This is a genomic window from Aliinostoc maniaoense (genome assembly GCF_058172895.1).
In genome coordinates, this window is the sequence record NZ_CP187952.1 from 3001619 (window position 1) to 3023706 (window position 22088).

The 22088-nt window shown below is 41.3% G+C and carries 23 protein-coding genes, 1 other RNA gene and 1 pseudogene; 19 read left to right on the forward strand and 6 right to left on the reverse strand.

Annotated features, from left to right (window positions below):
- Nucleotides 1–11 precede the first annotated feature (11 nt).
- Together ACPZ3T_RS13185 and ACPZ3T_RS13190 are read right to left on the reverse strand one after the other, a co-directional pair.
- On the reverse strand, nt 12–1349 hold the full coding sequence (locus ACPZ3T_RS13185; RefSeq protein WP_490276812.1) for a dihydroorotase: 1338 nt from the start codon (nt 1347–1349) through the stop codon (nt 12–14).
- Between the two features lie 46 nt (nt 1350–1395).
- Complete coding sequence (locus ACPZ3T_RS13190) at nt 1396–2748, reverse strand: histidine phosphatase family protein (RefSeq protein WP_490276813.1); 1353 nt, start codon at nt 2746–2748, stop codon at nt 1396–1398.
- Between the two features lie 482 nt (nt 2749–3230).
- Here ACPZ3T_RS13190 and ACPZ3T_RS13195 point away from each other — a divergent pair, with 482 nt between their 5' ends.
- From ACPZ3T_RS13195 to ACPZ3T_RS13215, 5 genes and pseudogenes are all read left to right on the forward strand, one after another.
- Nucleotides 3231–3998 carry a D-Ala-D-Ala carboxypeptidase family metallohydrolase gene (locus ACPZ3T_RS13195; RefSeq protein ID WP_490276814.1) on the forward strand — a complete coding sequence of 256 codons (768 nt, stop codon included), beginning with the start codon at nt 3231–3233 and terminating at the stop codon, nt 3996–3998.
- 95 nt (nt 3999–4093) lie between these two features.
- Complete coding sequence (locus tag ACPZ3T_RS13200) at nt 4094–5152, forward strand: protein kinase domain-containing protein (RefSeq protein ID WP_490276815.1); 1059 nt, start codon at nt 4094–4096, stop codon at nt 5150–5152.
- A gap of 29 nt (nt 5153–5181) precedes the next feature.
- The gene (locus tag ACPZ3T_RS13205) at nt 5182–5481 is read left to right on the forward strand and encodes a Ycf66 family protein (RefSeq protein ID WP_490276816.1); all 300 of its coding nucleotides are present in this window, start codon (nt 5182–5184) and stop codon (nt 5479–5481) included.
- A gap of 29 nt (nt 5482–5510) precedes the next feature.
- Nucleotides 5511–5801 (forward strand): annotated as a pseudogene (locus ACPZ3T_RS13210) (Ycf66 family protein); the annotation flags it as partial.
- Nucleotides 5802–6112: 311 nt separating this feature from the next.
- On the forward strand, nt 6113–6937 hold the full coding sequence (locus ACPZ3T_RS13215) for a Uma2 family endonuclease (protein ID WP_490276817.1): 825 nt from the start codon (nt 6113–6115) through the stop codon (nt 6935–6937).
- Between the two features lie 37 nt (nt 6938–6974).
- On the opposite strand, the gene ACPZ3T_RS13220 is transcribed toward ACPZ3T_RS13215, so the two are convergent.
- A complete protein-coding gene (locus tag ACPZ3T_RS13220; protein WP_490276818.1) occupies nt 6975–9098 on the reverse strand; it encodes a tetratricopeptide repeat protein in 2124 nt (707 codons plus the stop codon).
- A 359-nt stretch (nt 9099–9457) separates the two neighbouring features.
- On the opposite strand from ACPZ3T_RS13220, the gene ACPZ3T_RS13225 reads away from it, so the two are divergent.
- The 11 genes from ACPZ3T_RS13225 to ACPZ3T_RS13275 all read left to right on the forward strand — a co-directional run bounded on the left by ACPZ3T_RS13225 (nt 9458) and on the right by ACPZ3T_RS13275 (nt 16730).
- Complete coding sequence (locus ACPZ3T_RS13225; protein ID WP_490277211.1) at nt 9458–10162, forward strand: rhomboid family intramembrane serine protease; 705 nt, start codon at nt 9458–9460, stop codon at nt 10160–10162.
- Nucleotides 10159–10572: a hypothetical protein gene (locus ACPZ3T_RS13230; protein WP_490276819.1), complete on the forward strand. Its 414-nt coding sequence runs from the start codon at nt 10159–10161 to the stop codon at nt 10570–10572. The genes ACPZ3T_RS13225 and ACPZ3T_RS13230 overlap by 4 nt, the downstream gene beginning before the upstream one ends.
- 82 nt (nt 10573–10654) lie before the next feature.
- Nucleotides 10655–11485, forward strand: a complete 831-nt coding sequence (locus tag ACPZ3T_RS13235) for a dienelactone hydrolase family protein (protein WP_490276820.1) — start codon at nt 10655–10657, stop codon at nt 11483–11485.
- A 92-nt stretch (nt 11486–11577) separates the two neighbouring features.
- Nucleotides 11578–11745, forward strand: a complete 168-nt coding sequence (locus ACPZ3T_RS13240; protein WP_490276821.1) for a hypothetical protein — start codon at nt 11578–11580, stop codon at nt 11743–11745.
- Between the two features lie 12 nt (nt 11746–11757).
- Entirely contained in the window at nt 11758–12894 is a 1137-nt protein-coding gene (gene corA / locus ACPZ3T_RS13245) for a magnesium/cobalt transporter CorA (protein ID WP_490277212.1), read from the forward strand.
- 4 nt (nt 12895–12898) lie between these two features.
- On the forward strand, nt 12899–13147 hold the full coding sequence (locus ACPZ3T_RS13250) for a hypothetical protein (RefSeq protein WP_490276822.1): 249 nt from the start codon (nt 12899–12901) through the stop codon (nt 13145–13147).
- A complete protein-coding gene (locus ACPZ3T_RS13255; RefSeq protein ID WP_490276823.1) occupies nt 13120–13821 on the forward strand; it encodes a hypothetical protein in 702 nt (233 codons plus the stop codon). Before ACPZ3T_RS13250 ends, ACPZ3T_RS13255 begins: the two co-directional genes overlap by 28 nt.
- Nucleotides 13822–13869: 48 nt before the next feature.
- Nucleotides 13870–14309, forward strand: an RNA gene (gene rnpB, locus ACPZ3T_RS13260) — RNase P RNA component class A.
- A 365-nt stretch (nt 14310–14674) separates the two neighbouring features.
- Entirely contained in the window at nt 14675–14881 is a 207-nt protein-coding gene (locus ACPZ3T_RS13265) for a hypothetical protein (RefSeq protein WP_490276824.1), read from the forward strand.
- A gap of 30 nt (nt 14882–14911) precedes the next feature.
- Nucleotides 14912–15634 (forward strand): ribonuclease III, encoded by a 723-nt coding sequence (gene rnc / locus ACPZ3T_RS13270; protein WP_490276825.1) that lies wholly within the window; start codon nt 14912–14914, stop codon nt 15632–15634.
- A gap of 55 nt (nt 15635–15689) precedes the next feature.
- Complete coding sequence (locus ACPZ3T_RS13275) at nt 15690–16730, forward strand: Gfo/Idh/MocA family protein (protein ID WP_490276826.1); 1041 nt, start codon at nt 15690–15692, stop codon at nt 16728–16730.
- 80 nt (nt 16731–16810) lie between these two features.
- Here ACPZ3T_RS13275 and ACPZ3T_RS13280 read toward each other — a convergent pair whose 3' ends face one another.
- Nucleotides 16811–18805: a sensor histidine kinase gene (locus ACPZ3T_RS13280; RefSeq protein WP_490276827.1), complete on the reverse strand. Its 1995-nt coding sequence runs from the start codon at nt 18803–18805 to the stop codon at nt 16811–16813.
- A 423-nt stretch (nt 18806–19228) separates the two neighbouring features.
- Between ACPZ3T_RS13280 and ACPZ3T_RS13285 the strand changes: the two genes are divergently transcribed.
- The gene (locus tag ACPZ3T_RS13285) at nt 19229–19921 is read left to right on the forward strand and encodes a RibD family protein (protein WP_490276828.1); all 693 of its coding nucleotides are present in this window, start codon (nt 19229–19231) and stop codon (nt 19919–19921) included.
- Here ACPZ3T_RS13285 and ACPZ3T_RS13290 read toward each other — a convergent pair.
- A complete protein-coding gene (locus ACPZ3T_RS13290; protein WP_490276829.1) occupies nt 19918–20133 on the reverse strand; it encodes a hypothetical protein in 216 nt (71 codons plus the stop codon). The genes ACPZ3T_RS13285 and ACPZ3T_RS13290 overlap by 4 nt on opposite strands.
- A 21-nt stretch (nt 20134–20154) precedes the next feature.
- Between ACPZ3T_RS13290 and ACPZ3T_RS13295 the strand changes: the two genes are divergently transcribed.
- Together ACPZ3T_RS13295 and ACPZ3T_RS13300 are read left to right on the forward strand one after the other, a co-directional pair.
- Complete coding sequence (locus ACPZ3T_RS13295; protein WP_490276830.1) at nt 20155–21333, forward strand: GNAT family N-acetyltransferase; 1179 nt, start codon at nt 20155–20157, stop codon at nt 21331–21333.
- A 164-nt stretch (nt 21334–21497) separates the two neighbouring features.
- Entirely contained in the window at nt 21498–21881 is a 384-nt protein-coding gene (locus ACPZ3T_RS13300) for a DUF4346 domain-containing protein (protein WP_490276831.1), read from the forward strand.
- On the opposite strand, the gene ACPZ3T_RS13305 is transcribed toward ACPZ3T_RS13300, so the two are convergent.
- Nucleotides 21853–22086 (reverse strand): hypothetical protein, encoded by a 234-nt coding sequence (locus ACPZ3T_RS13305; RefSeq protein ID WP_490276832.1) that lies wholly within the window; start codon nt 22084–22086, stop codon nt 21853–21855. The genes ACPZ3T_RS13300 and ACPZ3T_RS13305 overlap by 29 nt on opposite strands.
- Nucleotides 22087–22088: the final 2 nt, after the last annotated feature.

A 22088-nucleotide genomic window follows, 5' to 3' on the forward strand; every position in this document is an offset into this window, starting at 1 on the left:
CACACAATTCTTTAACACCAAGTTTGTATAACTCGACCTTGCAATTGTTGTCCTAGCCAGGGAGTATTACTAGAAAGGCTGTGGAGATTTTTTCTTTCTACCTTCCAGGTGGTTTGGGGGTCAAATAAAGTTAGTTCCGGGGGAGAATGGGGAGCAATTCTATGAATTTGTTGTTGTAAACATTCTGCTGGACGACTACTCAAAGCTTGCCATAATTCTAATGCTGTTAATTCTCCAGTCTCAACTAGGTGTTGCCATAGCAAAGGTAAAGCTAATTCTAAACCAATTGCCCCTGGTGGTGCTTCGGCGAAGGCTTGGACTTTTTCTTCGTAGGTGTAGGGTGTATGATCAATAGCGATCGCATCTATCACACCCTGACGCACACCATCCCGTAATGCTTGCATATCACTAGGATTACCCAAGGGCGGATCTAAATGTAGACTGGTGTGATAGCTTTTCACCGCTTTAGTGTCTAACAACAGGTGCATCCAAGTAGTGCTGGCGGTGATGGGTAAACCTTGGGATTTAGCATTGGCAATTAATTCTACACTGCGAGCAGTAGAAACACGCATAATATGTATGGGTGTACCGATACTCGCCACCAATTCAATTAAAGCAGCGATCGCAGTTGTTTCTGCACTCACAGGTACAGGCGGTAAACCAAAGCGCAACGCATCTACACCTTCTCTCATTACACCATTGGATGCGAGTTGGCGATCGCTTGGCCAAAATGCTACAGGTTTACCCAAAGGCTGCACATACTCCAAAAGTCGCCGTAATAATCCTAAATTATCTAAAGGCAAACCATCACTAAACCCTACAACCCCAGCCGTCGCTAAATCTGCCAGTTCCGTGATTTGCTTCCCTGCCACATCTAAGGTAATCGCACCCCAAATATTCAGATGAGGGAAACAAAAAGAAGACCCAGAAGCAACTCCCCCTTGTCTCCCTTGTCCCCCTTGTCCTCCCTGTCCCCCTTGTCCCCCTTGTCTCCCTTGTCCCCCCATCTCCTTCTGCAACTGCGCCACCAAGGCCGGATGATCAATAACTGGTGATGTATCCGGTAAAACGCTGACTCTCGTAAAACCACCAGCCGCCGCCGCCTGTAAAAACGACAACAGCGTTTCTCGTTCCTCAAACCCTGGTTCGCCGGAGTGACTGTATAAATCGACTAACCCCGTCCCCAAAATTAACCCCCGACAATCTCTAATTTGAGTATCAGGACTGATATCAGTCATCTCTGGTGCTACTGCTTGGATTTCATCGTCGGCAATTAAAACATCAGATACTTGGTCAGTTTGAGAAACCGGGTCAATTACCCTTACTTGTTGCAGAAGTTCAGTTGTCATTTGAGCTATTCAGTGCTTCAGCTGTTTATTTATTATTCTTCATCACCTATAATGCCCCAGCTGCTGTTTTATCCAGTACCCCGCCACTTAAATGAGTGGTAATGTTCATCGCTTGTAATACTGGTAAACCATTCAGTCCAGTCGGGTAATCAATGACGCTGACAGCACCATTACCTTGACGGAAATTCCAGAAATTATCCGCAGATAAACCCAGAATATGACACAGTAAGGTTTTGTTAGTAGCGTCGTGAGCTACGATTAATCCGGTTTGGAGTTGATTTTCTAGGGCTGTTTCTACAATTGCTTGCCATGTAGCTGTACTACGTTCCCAGACTTGTTGTAAATTTTCCCCCTCTGGCATTTGTACTTGTGCCGGTATTGTCCGCCAACGGTGCAACTCTCCAGGAAATTCTTGCTCTATTTCTACTTCTAATTTTCCTTCCCAAAGTCCGTGACTAATTTCTCTTAAGCCGTCTTGCAACTCTAAATTGACATCAGGGTGATGTTGCAAAATAATTTCGGCTGTTTCTTTGGGACGTGCCATAGTGCTACTAACAGCAAAGTCAATGGCAACATTTTGCAGAAATTCTCCGGCTTTTTGGGCTTGCTGTCTACCGTTGTCGTTGAGAGGAACATCGATTTGCCCTTGAAATCGAGTTTGACGATTCCACTCAGTTTCTCCATGACGTACCAGTAACAATCTCACACCTTGGTGGCTTGGTCGCAATGAAGGCAGCGTTTCCCCCATGTGTTGCGTCTGGTTCATCGATTCTAATTGTACTGGTTCGCCTAAACCCCCAGAAAAGTTTAAAACACTGATGCAGCAATTAGATTGTTGAATGCAATGATAGCGGCTGGGATGAATACCCAAGGCTGTGCTAATCAGAGCGCGATTGATGCCATTATGCCCAACGATGAGAATAGTGTCACCTTGATGATGAGGTAAGATTTCCTGCCAAAACTGCCGCGCTTGTTCATACAAAGACAGTACAGGGAAATGTTCTCGTGTTTGCTCCCCGTCATTCAGTAACATTTTGAATTGGTCGGGGTGTTCATGCCAAATTCGATAATCTTCGGGAAACTGCTGCTGCACATCGCTAGAGAGCATTTCTGCCCACAATGACAAATCAATTTCCAGTAAAAGTTCAGAAGTTTGCACAACGGCAGACTTGCCAGAATTAGCTGCTAACTGACTATGAATAATCTCTGCCGTCTGTTTAGCTCGCTGGAGTGGACTGCTATAAATCGCATTAAAGGCAATATTAGCGAGGGCTTTGCCTACTTTACTGGCATCACTACGACCTTTCTCCGTTAACGTTGATACGTCAGTGCGCCCTTGAATGCGTCTTTCGGTGTTATATGTGCTTTGTCCGTGGCGCACGATGATGACACGGGTCATCTTTTTGCCCTCCTCTATCTAAAGGATTAATTTTACTGCATCCTGTAGGCAGCATTATCTCTTAGATTGGGCTTTCTCTTGGCGACTTCCAGAAAATTATATTTTTCTTATCCATTTCACCGATACTTGTCTCACCAAATTATCAGGACTGAAGTCCTGACTACAAACTGGCGGGATGTCAACATACAGCCGTAAGATTTAATACTAATTTAATCCATTGTAACGGTTAGTTGAGGAATGCTTTATGTATAATTTACAGCGTTATACTAGCTGATAGTAACTAGTCAATAATACTAGTAACCGAAAAAACGATAACTACCCAAAATCCGTTTCTGGTTGAGAGAGATTGATAGTTTACTCAAAAAATCAAGTTTAATTGCAAAATTGTTGTCGGAATTGCTGTTATTTATGAGTGTTCCTCGTCATGAGGTTAATAAATCACTCCAGAATAATCAAAATCCATAACTCAAGGAGACGCATCTATGTCAGATTCTGCTGTGGAATATCCGAATTTAGAAAAATTTCAATCTACTAATAACACTGTTAAACTCACTGAAGCTGATCCTGAACTTATCAAAGAAATTCAAACTTTACTCCAACAAAAAGGGTTATATAAAAGTAAAATTGATGGTATTGTCGGCGAATTAACCCAAAAAGCATTCGCAGAATTTAAAGAAAGTGTTTGGCTAGATTCTCCTGATTTATTAGGGCCGACTACTGCGGCTACCTTATTAGAGATAGCAGAAAACCATCAAACTAATGAAGAACAAACCCAGCAATTACAACCATTACCTACTTCAAGTGTAGGTACTAAAACAGGTCGTTCTTTAAAATTAGTGACTGGAGAAACCGTTTACGCCAACGAACTGATAGTTGCTGGAATCCCGCTAACTTGGGGAGAAGTCACTAAAGGATGTGATCCTGAAAGAAACCCAGAGTCAAAAACAGTAATTAACAACATTATTAAAGCCGCTAAAGGCTTTGGTAAAATTCGTGATAAATATGGTCTTCCCATTGCCATCAATTCTGCCTATCGTCCTCCTATTGTTAATCGTCGTATAGGCGGCGCACGCTATTCTCAGCATATTAATGGTTTAGCTCTTGATATTGCACCTTCTGATGGCAATTTTGGCAAGCTTTTACAAATCTGTCGTGCTTCTGACTGCACAGGATTAGGTAGAGGAATGCACAGAGGTTTTATTCATGTAGATTGGCGGCCAGGTGGTCGTGTAGTGTTTGACTATCCTTAATATTACTAATTAAAGGTTTATACTAAGGACTTTAGCTCTAAAAGAAGGACTAAAGTTCTTAGCAATAACCGTTAATTTAAGATTGTTTAATATAGTTGCTAGAAACAAATACTAGCCTTGTCATGTTAGGACAGTTACTCGATGGGCGTTACCGAATTATCCAAGTTCTCAGTGCAGGGGGATTTGGAGAAACCTATATTGCTGAAGATACACGGCGCATTGGTAATCCTAAATGTGTTGTTAAGCGTCTTCAGCCTGCTAGTGATGATCCTAACTACCTGAAAATTGCTAGGAGATTATTTTACACTGAGGCGGAAACTTTAGAAAAGTTGGGAGATCATAATCAGATTCCCCGCCCTTTGGCTTACTTTGAAGAGGATAAAGAATTTTACTTAGTACAAGATTTTATAGAAGGAAAACCACTCAGTACTGAAATCAGTCATACTCAACGCTGGAGTGAAAGCCAAGTTGTAGAAATGCTACAAGATGTTTTAAATATTTTAGATTTTGTACATAGTTACGGTGTGATCCATCGAGATATTAAACCTGATAATTTAATTAGACGGCAAAAAGACGATAAATTAGTGCTGATTGATTTTGGTGCTGTGAAGCAAGTGCGATCGCAGATGGTGACAAATCAAAGTCAAATGACTGCTACCGTAGCTATTGGTACTCCTGGTTATATGCCGGCTGAACAAGGACAAGGTAAACCACGCCCGAATAGTGATATTTATGCACTGGGGATGATTGGGATTCAAGCACTAACAGGACTCCATCCCACCCAATTACAGGAAGATCCAAACACGGGAGAAGTTCTTTGGCAAAACTACGCTCAAGTGAGCGATCGCCTAGCTGCTATTCTGAATAAAATGGTGCGCTACGACTATCGCAAAGATCGCTATCAATCAGTAGGTGAGGTATTTCAGGATATTCAGCTATTAGCTCATCCTGTACCATCAACTCAACCTTTCAATTTAGGATACATTCCCAAAGAAAATATTAATAATATCAATACATATCAATCAAAAGTTAACCCTGGGCAACTTCATCTAAAATCTTACCAATCAATCAAAATTGCATCTGTAATTGGGTTAATTCCTTTTGTTGCTCCCATTATTATAGGTTTAATAGCAATTTTATTAAATATTTTTTGATGATTTAACCATGTGATTATTTTAGTTATATGTATAATTTTGTATTTAGTGTCACAAATTTAATTGCTCAAGTTAATTTCGGTACTAACTCCGCATCTATTCTGGGTATTTTTGTATATTTTGGTGGAGCATTGTTGTGTTCTTTAGCCTTATTTAAACCACACCTTGCCCGTTATCATGATATTCTTTTGGCTCAATTTGGTTGGATTTGTGGTGGGATATTAATATTTCAAGGATGGCGACTAGACCCTATCTTACAGTTTGGGCAACTTCTATTAGTTGTAACAGCTACATTTTTTGTAATTGATTGTATTCGCCAACGTAGTTAAATAAAAACTAAAAAGTATCATTGTCAATTATGGTTAATATTTTTAATTCAGTTTACATTTTAGCTCAGGTGAATTTCGGTACTAACTCAGCCAGTATTTTAGGAATTTTCCTAGCTGCGGCGGCATCAGCACTTTATTTTTTGCGTGTCGTGCGTCCAGAACTCTCAAGAGATGAAGATATCTTGTTTGGAGCAGTGGGATTATTATGTGGTTTTATTCTCATTTTTCAGGGATGGCGGCTTGATCCGATTCTACAATTTGGGCAATTGTTATTGGTGATATTTATTATCTTTTACGGTATTGAACGTATTCGATTACGCCAAAATCGTAGGTATTAGTGGGTAATTAATTTTGTATAGTGCTGCTAGTTTATGCACCTGAAAAGCAATGTAAAATATTAAAAATTAACGCCGTGTGCAGCTTTCTGTTAAACCTAACCCCCAACCCCTTCCCTACAAGGGAAGGGGAGCAAGAATCAAAGTAGAGACGTTGCATGCAACGTCTCTACAGTTGCAGAGGAGAGGTACTCTAACGAGTAGCCGCTCCGCGTCTTTGGAGAGGGGTTTGAAAAATAAGTTGCACATCGCGTCAATTAGCTTGATAAAAGCACCAGCGATAATTTTTTATCATTATGGTTTTAGCTACACCCCAACGCCAAACGCCTATAGTGACTTGGGAAAAACTCCCAGACGACTTTATTCTTCCTGACGATCCTGTGGAAAATCTTCAACAGCCTTCTCTTGCGGCTGCATTAACAGATGCTTTAGATGCGGCTCGTCGCATTCAACCAGAAATGCTAGTTGCATCGAATTTTGGTCTTGTCGCCAATATTAACCAAAAAACCGTCGTTAAAGCACCCGATTGGTTATATGTACCCCGTGTTTTACCTGTGGGTACAGGGGTAATTCGTCGCAGCTATACACCTCACATTGAAGGTGAACCTGTAGCTGTGGTGATGGAATTTCTCTCAGACAGCGACAACACAGAGTATTCTATTCGTCCCACCTTTCCTTATGGGAAACTCTACTTTTATGAAAAAATATTACAAGTTCCTGTCTATGTAATTTTTAATCCTTATGAGGTGACTTTAGAAGTTCGCCGTCTGGAAAATGGTCAGTATAATTTACAAACACCATCAGAATTAGGACGTTTCTGGATTCCTGAGTTAGATTTATTTTTGGGAATTTGGCAGGGAACTCACTTAGGGTTAAATATAAATTGGTTGCGATGGTGGGATGCAGCAGGTAATTTATTACTGTGGAGTTCTGAGCAAGTAGAACAAGAACGCCAACGGGCAGAGCAAGAACACCAACGGGCAGAGCAAGAACGCCAACGGGCAGAGCAAGAACGCCAACGGGCTGATGATGCTATGTCACAACTAGAAATTGAACGTCAGCGTCAAGCTGCACTTGCTGCGAAATTACGGGAGTTAGGTATTGATCCTGATGCTGATTAAACTGAATAAAAGTTCTATGTGCAAGGGTTTCCAGACTTCAGTTTTCAGGTTTAGGGATAGTAAACTCAGGACTGGGCATAGTGGGTACAACAATAGGCATCGGTGTAGCTGCGTCTAATTGCGCTTGAGCTTCATTGAGGGCATTGATTGCAGCTTGATCATTGGGCTTGTATTTAATAGCTTGATTGTAAGATGCGATCGCCTCTTTATAACGTTGCAAACTAAACAGGGCATTCCCTCGGCTATACCAACTCTCATAATGATTTTGTTTGTAACGTAATGCTTGAGTATAAGATGCGATCGCATCCTCGTATTTTTCTAAATTATATTGAGAATTGCCCAAGCTATACCAAACTTGATAATTTCTTGGTTGAATTTTAGCCGCTTGCTTATAAATTTCTATCGCTTCTGCATAATTTTGATTTTGGTGTAATGACCAAGCTTTACCATACAATGCTTGATAGTTATTGGGATTATTTTTCAGGACTTGATTAAATGCCTCAATTGCTTCTGTATAACGTCGTAAAATAATTAGTATATTCCCTTTAGATAAGGATGCTACATCATAATTTGGATTGTATTTTATGGCTTGATTATAAGCTTTAATCGCATCTTCATAACGGTTTAAATTTACGAGAGAATTACCTAAATTATACCATGCTCCCACATAATTAGGTTTGATTTCTACAGCTTTTCGATATGCTGCGATCGCTTCCTCATATTGTTTTAAATTTTGTAGTGCTAAACCCTTATTATATAAAGCCAAATAATCATCACCTTTTAACTTTAGAGCTTGATTATAAGCATTAATTGCATTATCATATTGTTTTAATTTACTGAAAACTTCGCCTTTATTATTCCAGATTTCTGGGGAGTTATTATTAAGTTTTAAAGCCTTGTCAAAAGAGGCGATCGCTTCCTGATATCGCTGCAATTTTTGTAGAGCCGAACCCCTACCAATCCAAGCTTCCAGATAATCTGGCTGGAGTTGAATTGCTCTATCATAAGCTGTCAATGCTTTTTCATATTGCTGTAATTGCGCCAAACTTTTGCCCTGTCCATACCAAGCCACAGGGTAATCTGGTCTAATATTTATAGCTTGCCGATAAGATTTTAGTGCATCTTCATAACGTTGTAATTCAAACAAAGTATTGCCTTTTTTAGATAATTGGGTAGCATTATTCTCATTAACACTATTAATAATAAATACTGCTGCCACAGCAGTTACACCCATTAATAAGATTACTAATAAAAGCTTGAGTAAGATACCTCTTTTATTTTGCAGAAATTTAGGTTTTTGTGGTGGTAAAGTGGGGGTAACACCTAAAGTCTGAGATGACGGCTGAGTTAATTCTCGTAGTCCGGCTAAAGCGTTGGTAGCTGTAGAGTAACGTTGCCGAAAATCATAACACACCATCTTATCGATAAAATCAGCCAATTGTGGTGAAACTGTGGCATGATTACGCCAGATAATTTCATTAGTTTGGCTATCTTGTTCTATTTCACTAGTCAATAAACCAGTTAGAGCTTGAATAGCAATTATCCCCACCGCATAAATATCACTGCTAAATTTAGGGTTGCCTTGTGCTTGTTCACCGGGGATATAACCAGGTGTACCAATTACTACAGTAGATTTAGCTTGCCCTGCGGTAGTAGAAATCTGTGTTGTGACTTGTTTAACCGCACCGAAATCAATCAAAACTAACTTACCATCTTCACGCCGCAGAATATTACGGGGATTAATATCACGGTGAATGACATTTTGCTGTTGTACAAATTCCAGGATAGAGAGAATTTCCTGTAACAGTGTCGTTACTTCTTCTTCAGAGTAAGTTTTTCCCGGTGTAATTTCTTGACTGAGGTTATAACCGGGAACAAATTCCTGAACTAGATAAAATTGAGCATCTTCCTCAAAGTAAGCCAAAAGTTGAGGAATGCGATCGTGTGTGCCTAATTTATATAATACTTGAGCTTCCGTATCAAATAACCGCCGTGCAATCTCTAAAGTACCAGGATCTTGAGACTGGGGTTGCAACTTTTTGACAACACACTTAGGCGAACCGGGTAAATGAGTATCAAATGCAACAAAAGTTTCACCAAATCCCCCCCCTCCCAAGTGGCTAATAATCTGGTATCGTCCAACAAGTGTATTTCCCAGCATCCAGTGTACCTATTTGAGTGCATTGCAATCTGATTCCAATCTTGCCATAGGTTTGAGGAAGTGTTGATTGAGAACAAGACAAGGAAGGGCAGGGGGCGGGGAGCAGGGGAGCAGGGGGCAGGGGGCAGGGGGCAGGGGGCAGGTAGACAAGGTAGACAAGGTAGACAAGGGATAGAATTTTAGATTTTAGATTTTGCGGAAAGTCTGAGCGGAGGTTTCCTCCGTACAGAACTTTCCAAGACGGATTTTAGATTGAAATCCAATCCAAAATTTAAAATCCAACATCCAAAATTGAATTGTTCAATGCCCCATGCCCCATGCCCCATGCCCCATGCCCAATTCCCAATTCCCAACCCCAAATGATTCCTATTAGTGATAACTTACGCACTTACAAACGCCCAATTGTCAACTATTGGTTGATTGGTATCAATATTTTTATATTTTTCTGGCAAATTCAACTAGAACTTAACGGACAATTAGCTGCTTTTGTTTACAACTTTGGTGTAGTTCCAGGACAAATTACTTCAGCACTCACTAATGCTATATTTGTCAATTCGGCGGCTTGGGTTGTGGTGGTGAAAAGTGTATTTTCTTTGGTAATTGCTATTTTCTTGCACGGCAGTTTTAGCCAAATATTGGGAAATATGCTATTTTTGTGGGTATTTGGCAAAACTGTAGAAAATCTTTTAGGGCGTGGTCGCTATTTAGCATTGTATTTAATTGCAGGGGTTTTAACGGGGTTAGTCCAGATTTTAGTAGAGCCGAGTTTAACAGTACCACTGATTGGGGCTAATGGAGCGATCGCAGCAATTTTGGGTGCATTTGTAATGAGGTTTCCCAAAGCCAAAATAGATACTGTTTTACCGCTAATTCTTATCTATATTCCTATGCGATTACCTGCTTATTTTTATTTATTTTGGTGGTTTATTCAACAGTTATTTTATGGTGTTGGCAGTCTCACTATTCCCCCATCCGGTGTCAACCAATTTACTCCAGCTTACTGGATGCAGTTAACAGGAATGATTCTAGGTGTTGCTTATATCCGTTTTCGCCACCATCGGTGAGGGATTCTTTGGAGGAGGCAGGGGGCAGGGGGCAGGGGGCAGGGAGCAGGGAGCAGGGAGCAGGGAGCAGGGAAGACAAGGGAGACAAGGGAAAATTTACTTCCCCTACACCCTTACACCCTTACACCCCTACACCCTTACACCCCTACACTAGGCTGTTGACTTTGTTGAAATTTGGGCGGTTTTTAGTAATTTTGTACGCGATGTTTAATTTGTGCCTCAAAGCCTTCTCAAAACACAGTTTCAGCCATCGTAACTACGCACATTTTTTGCATGGACAAAATCCCAAAAAAGGTACAGAGTCAACAGCCTACCCCTACACCCCTACACCCCTACACCCCTACACCCCTACACCCTTAAACCCTTACACCCCTACTCAAGACTTTCTGGAAGTGCTTGAGGAATACTAAAAATGCTTCCCCGGCTAGTTGACAAAAATTTACATTTTCTGAGGAAATAAAAATAAATCTTCAGTAATTCCAGGTAAAGACGATGAAAGAAATCACCCGTCGCCGATTTCTGGCTACTGCTACCCTTGCTACAGGTTTCGCTTTAGCTGTACAACCTATTTCTGCCCAAGTTATTACTACCGATAAGCAAGGACTAGTTGCCGGTGCGGTGAAAATTCCTGTCTCAGATGGTGAAATTCCAGCTTATAGAGCCTTACCTGCCACTGGTAAGAATTTTCCGATTGTGTTGGTAATTCAGGAAATCTTTGGTGTACATGAACACATTCAAGATATCTGTCGTCGCTTTGCTAAGTTGGGATATTTAGCGATCGCACCAGAATTATTTGCTCGTCAAGGTAATGTTTCTCAGTTAAGCAATATCGATGAAATTCGTCAAGTAGTAGGAAAAGTACCAGATGCCCAGGTTTTATCTGACCTGGATGCTACTGTAGATTGGGCTGTTAAGTCAGCCAAAGGTAATGCTGAGAAATTAGCGATTACAGGCTTTTGTTGGGGTGGCCGTATGACTTGGTTATACTCAGCCCACAATCCCAAGGTAAAAGCTGGTGTAGCTTGGTATGGTCGATTAGTCGGTAATTATACTGAACTAACACTAAAGCATCCCGTTGATATCGCCTCTAGTTTAAAAGTTCCAGTGTTGGGATTATATGGAGGCAAAGATACAGGTATTCCTTTAGATACAGTAGAGCAAATGCGTACTCGGTTGCAGTCTAGTAGCAGCAAGTCGGAAATTATCGTTTATCCCGATGCACCCCATGCCTTTTTTGCTGATTATCGCCCTTCTTACCGAGAGAAAGCAGCCCAAGATGGCTGGAAACGACTTCTAGCATGGTTTAAACAGCATGGAGTCTAGTCTGCGTTAAGACTGCAAGGGGGCAGGGTGCAGGGGGAAGAAAGAGTTTTTTGTTTCTGTACTGGTGACAGAATATAAAGAGGTGATTTTTAATGGGGAAGAAGAAATCAGCGATTCTTGAAGCAGTTTATGAAACAGCAAAAGACCTACACGAAACTGGCCTAATTAATCAAACTACATTGCGTGAATTTGAACACCTATGTCTACCTCCTATTGAGCCTCTAGAACCATTACAAATTAAAGAAATAAGGGAATCATAGTGCATGGTTAGAATGCTCAAAAAACTGCGTCGCCAAGATTCCACTAAATCACGGAGAGATGAATTTTATCATTACCCTGGAACTCCCCCAGGAACGATTATTATAGATGCGGACGCGCCACCACCGACAATATGTTTGATTGACTACAACCAAACTAATGTTATTCGTCAACAGGTAGCCACCCCAGAAGAATGTATTACCTATCTCGATCAAGAATCTGTTTCTTGGGTAGATGTCCAGGGTTTAGGTAATCAGGACATTTTAGAACGAATGGGGCAAGTATTTGAATTATCGCCTCTGGTGTTAGAAGACGTGGTAAATGTATCTGAGCGTCCTAAAGTGGAAGACTATGATGACCAACTACTATTTATTGCCCGAATGGTAGTCCCAAAAGAAAGAACCTATGGTTTTTATAGTGAACAAGTCAGTTTAATTTTAGGGAAACACTACCTCCTGACAGTCCAGGAAGAACCAGAACATGATTGTTTTGAAGGAGTCAGACTCAGAATTGAGAAAGGAAAAGGGATAATTCGCCGACAGGGAACAGATTATTTAGCTTACGCTTTATTAGATGCCATTATTGACGGTTTTTTCCCAGTTTTAGAGCGTTACGGGGAACAACTAGAAGACTTAGAGGAAGAAGTCATAGCCAAACCTACCCGCAAAACCCTACAGAAAATTTATCAACTACGACGAGAATTATTGCAACTACGCCGTGCTATCTGGCCGCAACGGGACGCAATTAATGCTTTAATACGCGATCGCAGTGAATTAATTAGTGAAGAAGTACAAATTTATTTAAGAGATTGCTACGACCATGCCGTCCAAGTCATGGATATGGTAGAAACTTACCGAGAGCTAGCATCTGGCTTGATGGATGTCTATCTTTCAGCTGTCGGTAACAAAATGAATGAAGTCATGAAGTTGCTGACGGTAGTTTCCTCTATCTTTATTCCCCTAACTTTTATTGCAGGTATCTATGGCATGAATTTCAATACGGAAAAATCACCGTATAATATGCCCGAACTCAATTGGTATTGGGGGTATCCACTTTGTCTAGCAGCTATGGCATTTATCGGGCTTAGTTTATTATTTTTATTTTGGCAACGGGGTTGGTTAGAAAATTCTACCAGTATCAAGCGTGACTGAGGGATTGGGGATTGGGAGGGATTGGGGATTGGGAGGGAGACAAGGTAGACAAGGTAGACAAGGTAGACAAGGTAGAATTTACTTCCTCTACCCCTACACCCCTACACCCCTACACCCCTACACCCCACACCCCCACACCCCCACACCCCCACACCCCCACACCCCTACACCCCCACACCCTTATTTACATAACAAAAATCTTATAGAGATTCTGGACGCTCAATTATGGCAACGACTAATGACCAAAATTTAGTGGTATTAACTATTTATATTATCGGCGTTGCTTACGTCTTTAATATGATGGTGGAATCCATCGACGATCGCATTAAATATGAATTTAAAAAAGGAGTGGTTGATGACACCCTCAAAGAACAAGGTTTAGCGGACAAAATTGGCGTTAACTTTAAATTTAAATCCTCAGATCCGATGGACGAACTCAAGGAACTATCCATGAGTATCGATAATAAATCTGATAATCTCGCTATCTATGTAGATTGGGATAATAGCTCTTTAATTCTTAACAATAAATCCTGTCGAGTTATCAGAAAATCACCCGATTTAACCCGTGACTTAGCTTTACCCCAAAGCCCTAGCTTGATTGTGCCTAAAAGGTCTTTATCAGAGTCAATTACCGCCGAAGATTTATTTGGACGGGATAAAGAAACTGGGATTTACACAGTCAAAAAACCCATAGTTGATATTGGCGGCTTAAAAAAAGGAGGGCCACCCCAGAAAAAGTTGTATGGCGACTTTATGAATAGAGGTAAAGAAATAGAATTTTCTCTACAACTAGTATTACGCCTCTCAGAAATCAGAGCAGGTATCGCTCCTGGTTCAGAATACCCCCCCATTTGCATTATTGATTGTCCCTTCACCGTCAAAAAACTACCGTGGACTTACGCCCTACCTTGGAATAAAAAGAAATAATCAAACAGCACATTATGATATCATCGGGGACTAAACTGGAGTTAGGGAGAGAGTAGGCGTAGGCGGTTGCAGATCAGTGAATGCTGGTTTGAGGAAAGTCCGGACTCCCCAAAGACCAGACTTGCTGGATAACGTCCAGTGCGAGCGATCGTGAGGATAGTGCCACAGAAAGATACCGCCAAAACAATTCAAAATTCAAAATTCAAAATTCAAAATTAATAATTTTGGATGATGGGTTTGAGATTTTGAACTCTATTTTGGTAAGGGTGCAAAGGTGCGGTAAGAGCGCACCAGCAACGTCGAGAGGCGTTGGCTCGGTAAACCCCGGTTGGGAGCAAGGCCGGAGGAACTATGGTTGGTCTTTTACCAGTTCCGCCAACAAAGAGCCGCTAGAGGCGTTTGGTAACAAACGTCCCAGATAGATAACCGCCTTCTTGTAGAGCAATCTACATAGAAAACAGAACCCGGCTTACTACCAACTCTCTCCTCCTTTAGTCAATAGTCCATAGTCAGCCAATTTTAGATTTTGGATTTTAGATTTTAGATTGACTGCACCAATCAATCAATTTTAGATTTGGGATTTTAAATTTTAGATTCAATCCCAAATCCGTCTTGTAAAGTTCTGTTCGGAGGAAACCTCCGCTCAGACTTTCCGCAAAATTTAAAATCTAAAATTCGGAGAGTCAAATTTAACGACTATCAACTGTTGATTAATAGCTAATAACTAATTGCCACTGTTCAGGACTTACGCAACTCTAACGTATCTTCGTAATTGCGACGGTAGAGAAGCAATCTCAATACCTTAATTTTCGTAGTGATTGCTTAATATCAATTCTCCAAAGTTAAGTAACAGATGCAAAGCTTGAAAACCAGATGGTATCTGACTTTCTTAATAGCTGTCTTTGTACCACTTTCTGGAAGCAAGCTACGCGCAGCGTCTCGGAAGAAGTCCATTACGAATTACGTAGCTTGCTTCCCCGTAGCGGAATTACGAATTACGAATTACGAATTACGAATTACGAATTACGAATTACGAATTACGAATTACGAATTGCTATAAGTCCTACTAATGATCAATATTTAATAACTAATGAGCCTTGTTTATCCACGTCGTCAGCGACAGCTTGAAAGCTTAGTAAGAAAGTTAGGTTTGCCAACTACTGCACCGATTAAATGGCAATTACTAGACTTAGCTTTGACTCATTCTACAGTTTCCGATTCCGCTAATTATGAACAACTAGAGTTTGTTGGTGATGCAGTGGTACGATTAGCGGCGGCTGTGATTTTATGGGAAACTTATCCAGATTGCCCTGTGGGAGATTTTGCGGCTATTCGTTCAGTCTTGGTGAGCGATCGCATTCTCGCCCAATTAGCCAGAGAATATGGTTTAGAGTTACATTTACTCGTGGCTGGCAGTGCCACCAGTGATAAAGTTGGGCAAGAATCACGGCTAGCAGATGCTTTTGAGGCTGTTTTAGGCGCGTTTTACCTCAGCACTAATAATTTAGAATTAATTCGCCCGTGGTTAGATCCCCATTTTCGCCAGCTAGCCGCAGAAATTCGCCTCGATCCCGCTAGACTCAACTATAAAGCTGCCCTACAAGAGTGGACACAAGCCCAATTCAAAGTTTTACCAGAATATCGGGTTGTAGAAGTCAATCAAGCCAACCGCGCTCAAGAACGCTTTATGGCAGAAGTCTGGTTGTATGATAAAAAACTAGGTGAAGGCAAAGGACGCTCTATTAAAGCCGCCGAACAAGCAGCCGCTAAAGTGGCGTTTTTAGCAGTTAATCCCCAGGAAGATACTGATTAAGTTAATGTTGTAGGGGAGTTAAATCAGTAAACAGTTATCAAGTGGTTAATAACTAATGATTAACATTGCTGTGATTGGGGTTGGACGTTGGGGAGTGCATCTACTGCGGAATTTTTTAGCACTGCCGCAAGTAAATGTAGTAGCTGTAGTAGATCCACTTCCAGAAAGATTGGCGGTAATTAAGCAGCAATTTAACTTAGATGAAAATGTTGTTTTAACTACTCAGTGGCAAGACTTAGAGGAATTACCAGGATTAACAGCAATAGCGATCGCCACTCCTGCAACTACCCATTATGCTTTAGTAAAAGACGCTCTCAACTGGGGTTGTCACGTTTTAGCCGAAAAGCCTTTAACTCTTGATCCCGCAGAATGTCAAGAATTGTGTGACTTGGCAAAGCAGCAACAATTAATACTCATGGTTGATCACACCTATTTATTCCATCCAGCCGTTGAGGGAGGGAAGGCTGTAGTACAAGCGGGTAAATTAGGTGATTTGCGTTACGGTTATGCAGCCCGTACCCATTTAGGCCCTGTCCGCCAAGATGTTGATGCACTATGGGATTTAGCCATCCATGATATTGCCATCTTCAATAACTGGTTAGGTCAAGTCCCCATCAGCGTACAAGCTACAGGTAGAGTTTGGCTACAGCAACAGACGACTAAAGAAATTCACACCTCCCCACCCGGTTTAGCAGATTTAGTCTGGGTAACACTCACATACCCAGATGGGTTTCAAGCTTATATTCATCTGTGCTGGTTAAACCCTGACAAACAAAGACGGTTAGCAGTCGTAGGTAGCCTTGGTACTTTAGTATTTGATGAAATGTCACCATCATCACCCTTAACCCTTTTACACGGTGAATTTCAACGCCAAGAACATCTATTTTTACCAATAAATCAAAGCCAAGAAACACTCGAATTACAAACAGGAGAACCCTTAAAAAGAGTTTGCAGCACCTTTATCACCTCCATCCTCCAAAACACCCCACCCCAAATCTCATCAGGTGAAGTAGGCACACAATTAGTCAAAATTCTCTCAGCACTTACCACATCCCTGAATCAAAATGGTAAATTAATCACCCTCAACAATTCCTAACAAACTCTCTGCGTACCTACCCTTCGGGTTCCGCCCTTGGCGGTATGCGCCAACCTCTGCGATTCTTTGCGTTCAAAATTTCACTTCTGCACCGGCTGACGAATTAATTCAGGATGAGAAGCATACACCCCATTGTCCTTGAGAGGTGTTTCTTCTGGATGAAGAACATAAACACTTTCATGATTAACTTCCAGATTTTGAGAACTTTCCTCTTCTCCTGAAATCAATTTTGCTTTCTCCATCAAAGGTAAAGTAATCTTTACCGTAGTCCCTTGATTTAGACCAGCACTTTCTAATGTGATTGTACCGCCCATAAGTTCAATTAAGTTACGGGAAATTGCTAAACCCAAGCCTGTACCTTCACATTTTCGTGCATTATTAGCATCCACCATGACATAGGGACGAAATAGTTTTTGCTGTTGGGATGGTTCGATTCCTAAGCCTGTATCTGTGATAGTGACGGTAACTTGAGATTTACCATTACTGTTATGCAAAGATGTGGAAACATTAATTCCACCTTCATCAGTAAACTTAGTAGCGTTGCCAATGATATTAATTAAAACTTGTCTAAGTTTCGCTGCATCTCCCTTAATTGGTAGAGGTTCAGTCCCTAAATTAGCTTTGAGTTGTAAACCTTTATGTTGAACATTAACTGATTGTACATTAATGACTTCTAGTAGAATTTGTCTTAAATCTAGTGGCTCTGTCACTACAGAGAGTTTACCAGCTTCAATTCTAGAAATATCTAGCAAATCATTAATAATTCCTAGCAAATGAATAGCCGTTTCATCAGCCCGTTCTAAAAACTCTAGTTCCTCTTCCCGGCTATCACACATATCATCTTTCACAAACCGGATAGAGTTGATAATAATGTTGAGTGGATTACGTAATTCGTGGGAAGTTGTCGCTAAAAATTGACTTTTAATTTGATTAGCAGTTTTGGCTTCTTTCCAAGCAATTTCTATTTCTTCCGCCCATGCTTTGAGGCGATCAACCATTTGGTCTAATGCTTGGGATAGCTGATTAAACTCCCGAATTTGAAAGTTATGGGGGACTGGATTAGCTGCGTGGTGACTGTGAATATTTAAGGCGTAGTCGCGTAATGCTTCTACAGGTCTAGCTAAGTAGGGAGCTAAATATAAAGATGCTAATAAACTAGCACCAATTAAGCCCACGGTTAAAACAATCAAAATCAATTTGATTTCTTCTAACCCTAATAGGGCATTATCTACGGTTGTGACTGCCAGCACTACCCATTTTTGTGGTTTGTGTGTGGTGATGGGATCATTGATGGCTGTATAACCTGCGACTAATTCTCTGCCATCTCGAAAATGTAAATTGATGGACTCTTTTTTACCTGCGATCGCATTTTTGACAATACTTTTGAGTTGAGGCGCATCTGGGTGTTCTCTGATATTAGTTCCCACCAATTCTGCTAAGGGGTGCGCTAATATCGTTCCGTCTTCAGCAATGACTAGAGTTGAACCAGTCAGCGATCCTGGTTTATTTTTAGTTTGTTCGTATAAGGCTGATTGCAAACTCAAAGCATACCGCAATTGCCCAGAGCCATTGTAAACAGGTGCTAACAGCACTAATTCTAACTGTTGTTGGGGTTTTCTTTGACCGGTAGTTCCTGGCTTGGGCGGTGGCACAGTTCTAATATCTACCGCCTCACCAGGTAAAGGTAGGGTAATCTTGGCAATGCCTGGATGACTACAACTACTGGCCACAACATGGTGATTTTGTAAATTAGTTAACTGTAAACACTCGACGTAGTTGGGTAGTTGTTGTGTTAGTTCAGTCAGAAACTCTTGAATTTCCTGTGGTGTTCCTGACTGAATTACCGTCGTGCGACTAGCGAGTAATACATTAGTTTTAAGATTAGCGATCGCATTTAAAATCTTCTCCCCCTTGATCACAGCACTATCTGTTAAATTTTGACGAGCTGTTTTCAATAAGCTAGAACGTGCCTTATTCAAAGCTGCTATTTGCCCAAGAAATAAAACAGGCACAAACAGCAACAAAATTCTTGTTACTAAAATACGTCTAAAGGATGATTGACGGGGATTAGCCATCGAGCGTCTCACTTCACAACTGCAAAACCACAACAGCCGAGATATATAAATAAACAAGCTAGAGCAGATATTTTATGAATTTATCCGCACTTTCTAATCAGCCCCCAAAGTTATCAAAGATTTCATCAACAAAAAGCAATGTCCTATACCAGAAATTGTAGTGGGTAGATGTGAGATGGACTTGTGGTACATATTTATCAAGTATCGTTGGGCAGAATTACAACAGAATTTTAATTAACTTTTTAATGATGTCGTAGCTTGCTACTCATTGAGTAAAAGGGATTTTGATCACAAACCAGAGGCAAAAGACAGCACTAGAGAAACCCCATTCTTTTGATGTGGCTTTTCTTCCTTGCCCCCTGCTTGTTAATTTCTGCCATCATGTACTAGTAAGTTAAATAACCCGACCAGCAACCCAACCCAATGGTGCAACATCGTCCGCATACGACAGTAGTTTTAGCAATGAGTGCAGATGGCAAAATAGCAGATTTTAGGCGATCGCCTGCTCGATTTGGCTCAAATGTTGACAAAACCCATTTAGAACAACAGATTGCTGCCGCCGATGCGGTGTTATTGGGTGCAGGCACTCTCCGCGCCTACGGTACAACACTGACAATATCACAGCCGATGCTTTTAGAACATCGACAACAAGAGGGTAAACCTCAACAGCCGATTCATATAGTTATTACACATTCAGGTGAGCTTAATCCGGAAATTAAGTTTTTTCAACAGTCAATTAAACGTTGGTTATTCACCACGACAGCAGGCGCACAATTTTGGCAAGGAAGAAGCGAATTTGACCAGATTTTAGTTTTTGAAACCTCAACAGGTCAAATAGATCCTATTGCTGCTTGCCAATATTTGGACTCTTTACATATAACACGCTTGGCAGTATTGGGTGGTGGAGCATTGGTAGCTTCTATGCTGGAATTAGATTTAATAGATGAATTATGGCTGACTGTCTGCCCATTGATTTTAGGTGGTCAAACCGCACCAACACCTGTAGACGGTCAAGGATTTCTGTCAAAATTAGCTCCTCGGTTACAACTTCTAGAAGTGAAAACCATTGACCAAGAAGTTTTTCTCCATTATCGTCTACAACGATCAGTAGATTAGATTAGGCTATTGATTGGGCATTGGGCATTGGGCATTGGGCATTGGGCATTGGGCATTGGGCATTGGGCATTGGGCATTGGGCATTGGGCATTGGGCATTGGGGTAAATATTTCTCCCCTGCCTCCCCTGCCTCCCTGCTCCCTGCCCCCTGCCCCCTGCCTCCCTTGTCTCCCCCTGCCCCCTGCCCCCTGCTCCCATTCCCCAGTCCCCATTCCCCATACCATTCCCTAACAATGGAACAACTCAAACCGCGTTATTCTAGCGTTTGGATCAATAAAGTCGCCGAAGTCCCCAAAGCAGCTTGGGATGCTTTAGCTTTACCCCTCAAAACTCCTTTTTTAGAGTGGGATTGGCTGCATAATCTGGAACATTCTCAAAGTGCTACCGCCAAAACTGGTTGGCTACCCAATCACTTGACACTGTGGCGAGATAAAACCCTAATTGGTGCTGCTGTTTTGTATCTCAAAGGTCATAGTTATGGCGAATTTGTCTTTGATCATCAGTGGGCAGAGTTAGCAGAACGTATCGGTGTCCAATATTACCCAAAAATGCTGGGTATGACTCCTTTTACCCCAGCCGAAGGCTATCGGTTTTTAATTGCGCCAGGGGAAGATGAGCAAGAAATTACAGCGATGATGGTACATGAAATTGATGCTTTTTGTATCAAAAATCGCATTTCAGGCTGTCATTTTCTCTATGTTGATCCCGCATGGCGACCAGTGTTGACACAAACGGGGTTTACCCCTTGGTTACACCATAGTTACATTTGGGAAAATTTAGGCTTTCAGAATTTCGAGGATTATTTGGCTGTATTTAATGCTAACCAGCGTCGCAATATTAAGCGAGAACGCAAAGCAGTAGAAAAAGTAGGGTTAAAACTACAACCTGTTACTGGTGATGATATTCCTAAATCTTTGTTTCCATTAATGTATCAATTTTATGCTGATACTTGCGATAAGTTCGGTTGGTGGGGCAGTAAATATTTAACCAAACAATTTTTTGAGGATTTACATCATAATTATCGCCACCGAGTAGTATTTTTTGCTGCCTATAGCGAACAAGATGAACGTCACCCTGTGGGTATGTCTTTTTGTTTGTTTAAAGAGGATAGATTATATGGACGCTATTGGGGTAGCTTTCAAGAAATCGATTGCTTACATTTTGATGCTTGCTATTATGCACCGATTGATTGGGCGATCGCTAACGGCATCCAATCATTTGATCCCGGTGCAGGCGGGAGACATAAAAAACGTCGTGGTTTCCCTGCTAAACCTAATTACAGTTTGCATAGATTTTATCATGGTCGTCTAGCACAAATCTTACTTCCCTACATTAATGAAGTAAATCAACTAGAACAGCAGGAAATCGACGCGATTAATGCAGAGTTACCTTTTAGTAAACAAAATCCATAAAAGGCTTTTAAATGCTGACTGTCATCTGGCAACTGCCAACAGTCAAAACCGTGGGTGTAATTTCAAAGCTGAGTTGTTAATTGGTAACTATTAGCTAAGAAAGATTTACACTTGTTATGTAGTGTAAAAACTCTAAATACATAAATTTAGTTTTGAGACCGATTATGGATTTGATCCTAGAAGATTTAGCAGCAATTGATGATAAACTTTCCCAGCGTCACATTGACCTTGATCCCTATGGATATTTCATTATCTATTTGGATAGGGCAGAGGGTTTAATTTACGCCAAACATTTTACAAACGTCATTGATGACCGTGGTTTAGCTGTAGATCCAGAAACAGGAAAAGTAATTCCTGCGAAGGGGAAAGTACAACGCACCCACACAACAGTATATAGCGGTAGAACAGCCAAGGAACTATGTGTCCGTGTTTTTGAAGAAACTCAGCCCTGTCCTGTTAGTCAGCTAGACCACGCAGCTTACTTAGGGCGTGAATTTGTCCGCGCTGAAGTGGCTTTAGTCACAGGGCAAGAGTATATTCAAGATTAGGGCATTGGGCATTGGGCATTGGGTATTGGGAATGGCGCAGGGTGTGCTTGGTGTGCTTGGTGTGGGAGGTGTGGGATGGTGGAAAACAAATCTTTCCCCCCACACTCCCCTCTCTCCCCACACTCCCCCCTCCCTTGTCTACCTTGTCTCCCCCTACACCCCCTGCTCCCTGCCCCCTGCCCCCTCCCCAGTCCCCAGTCCCCATTC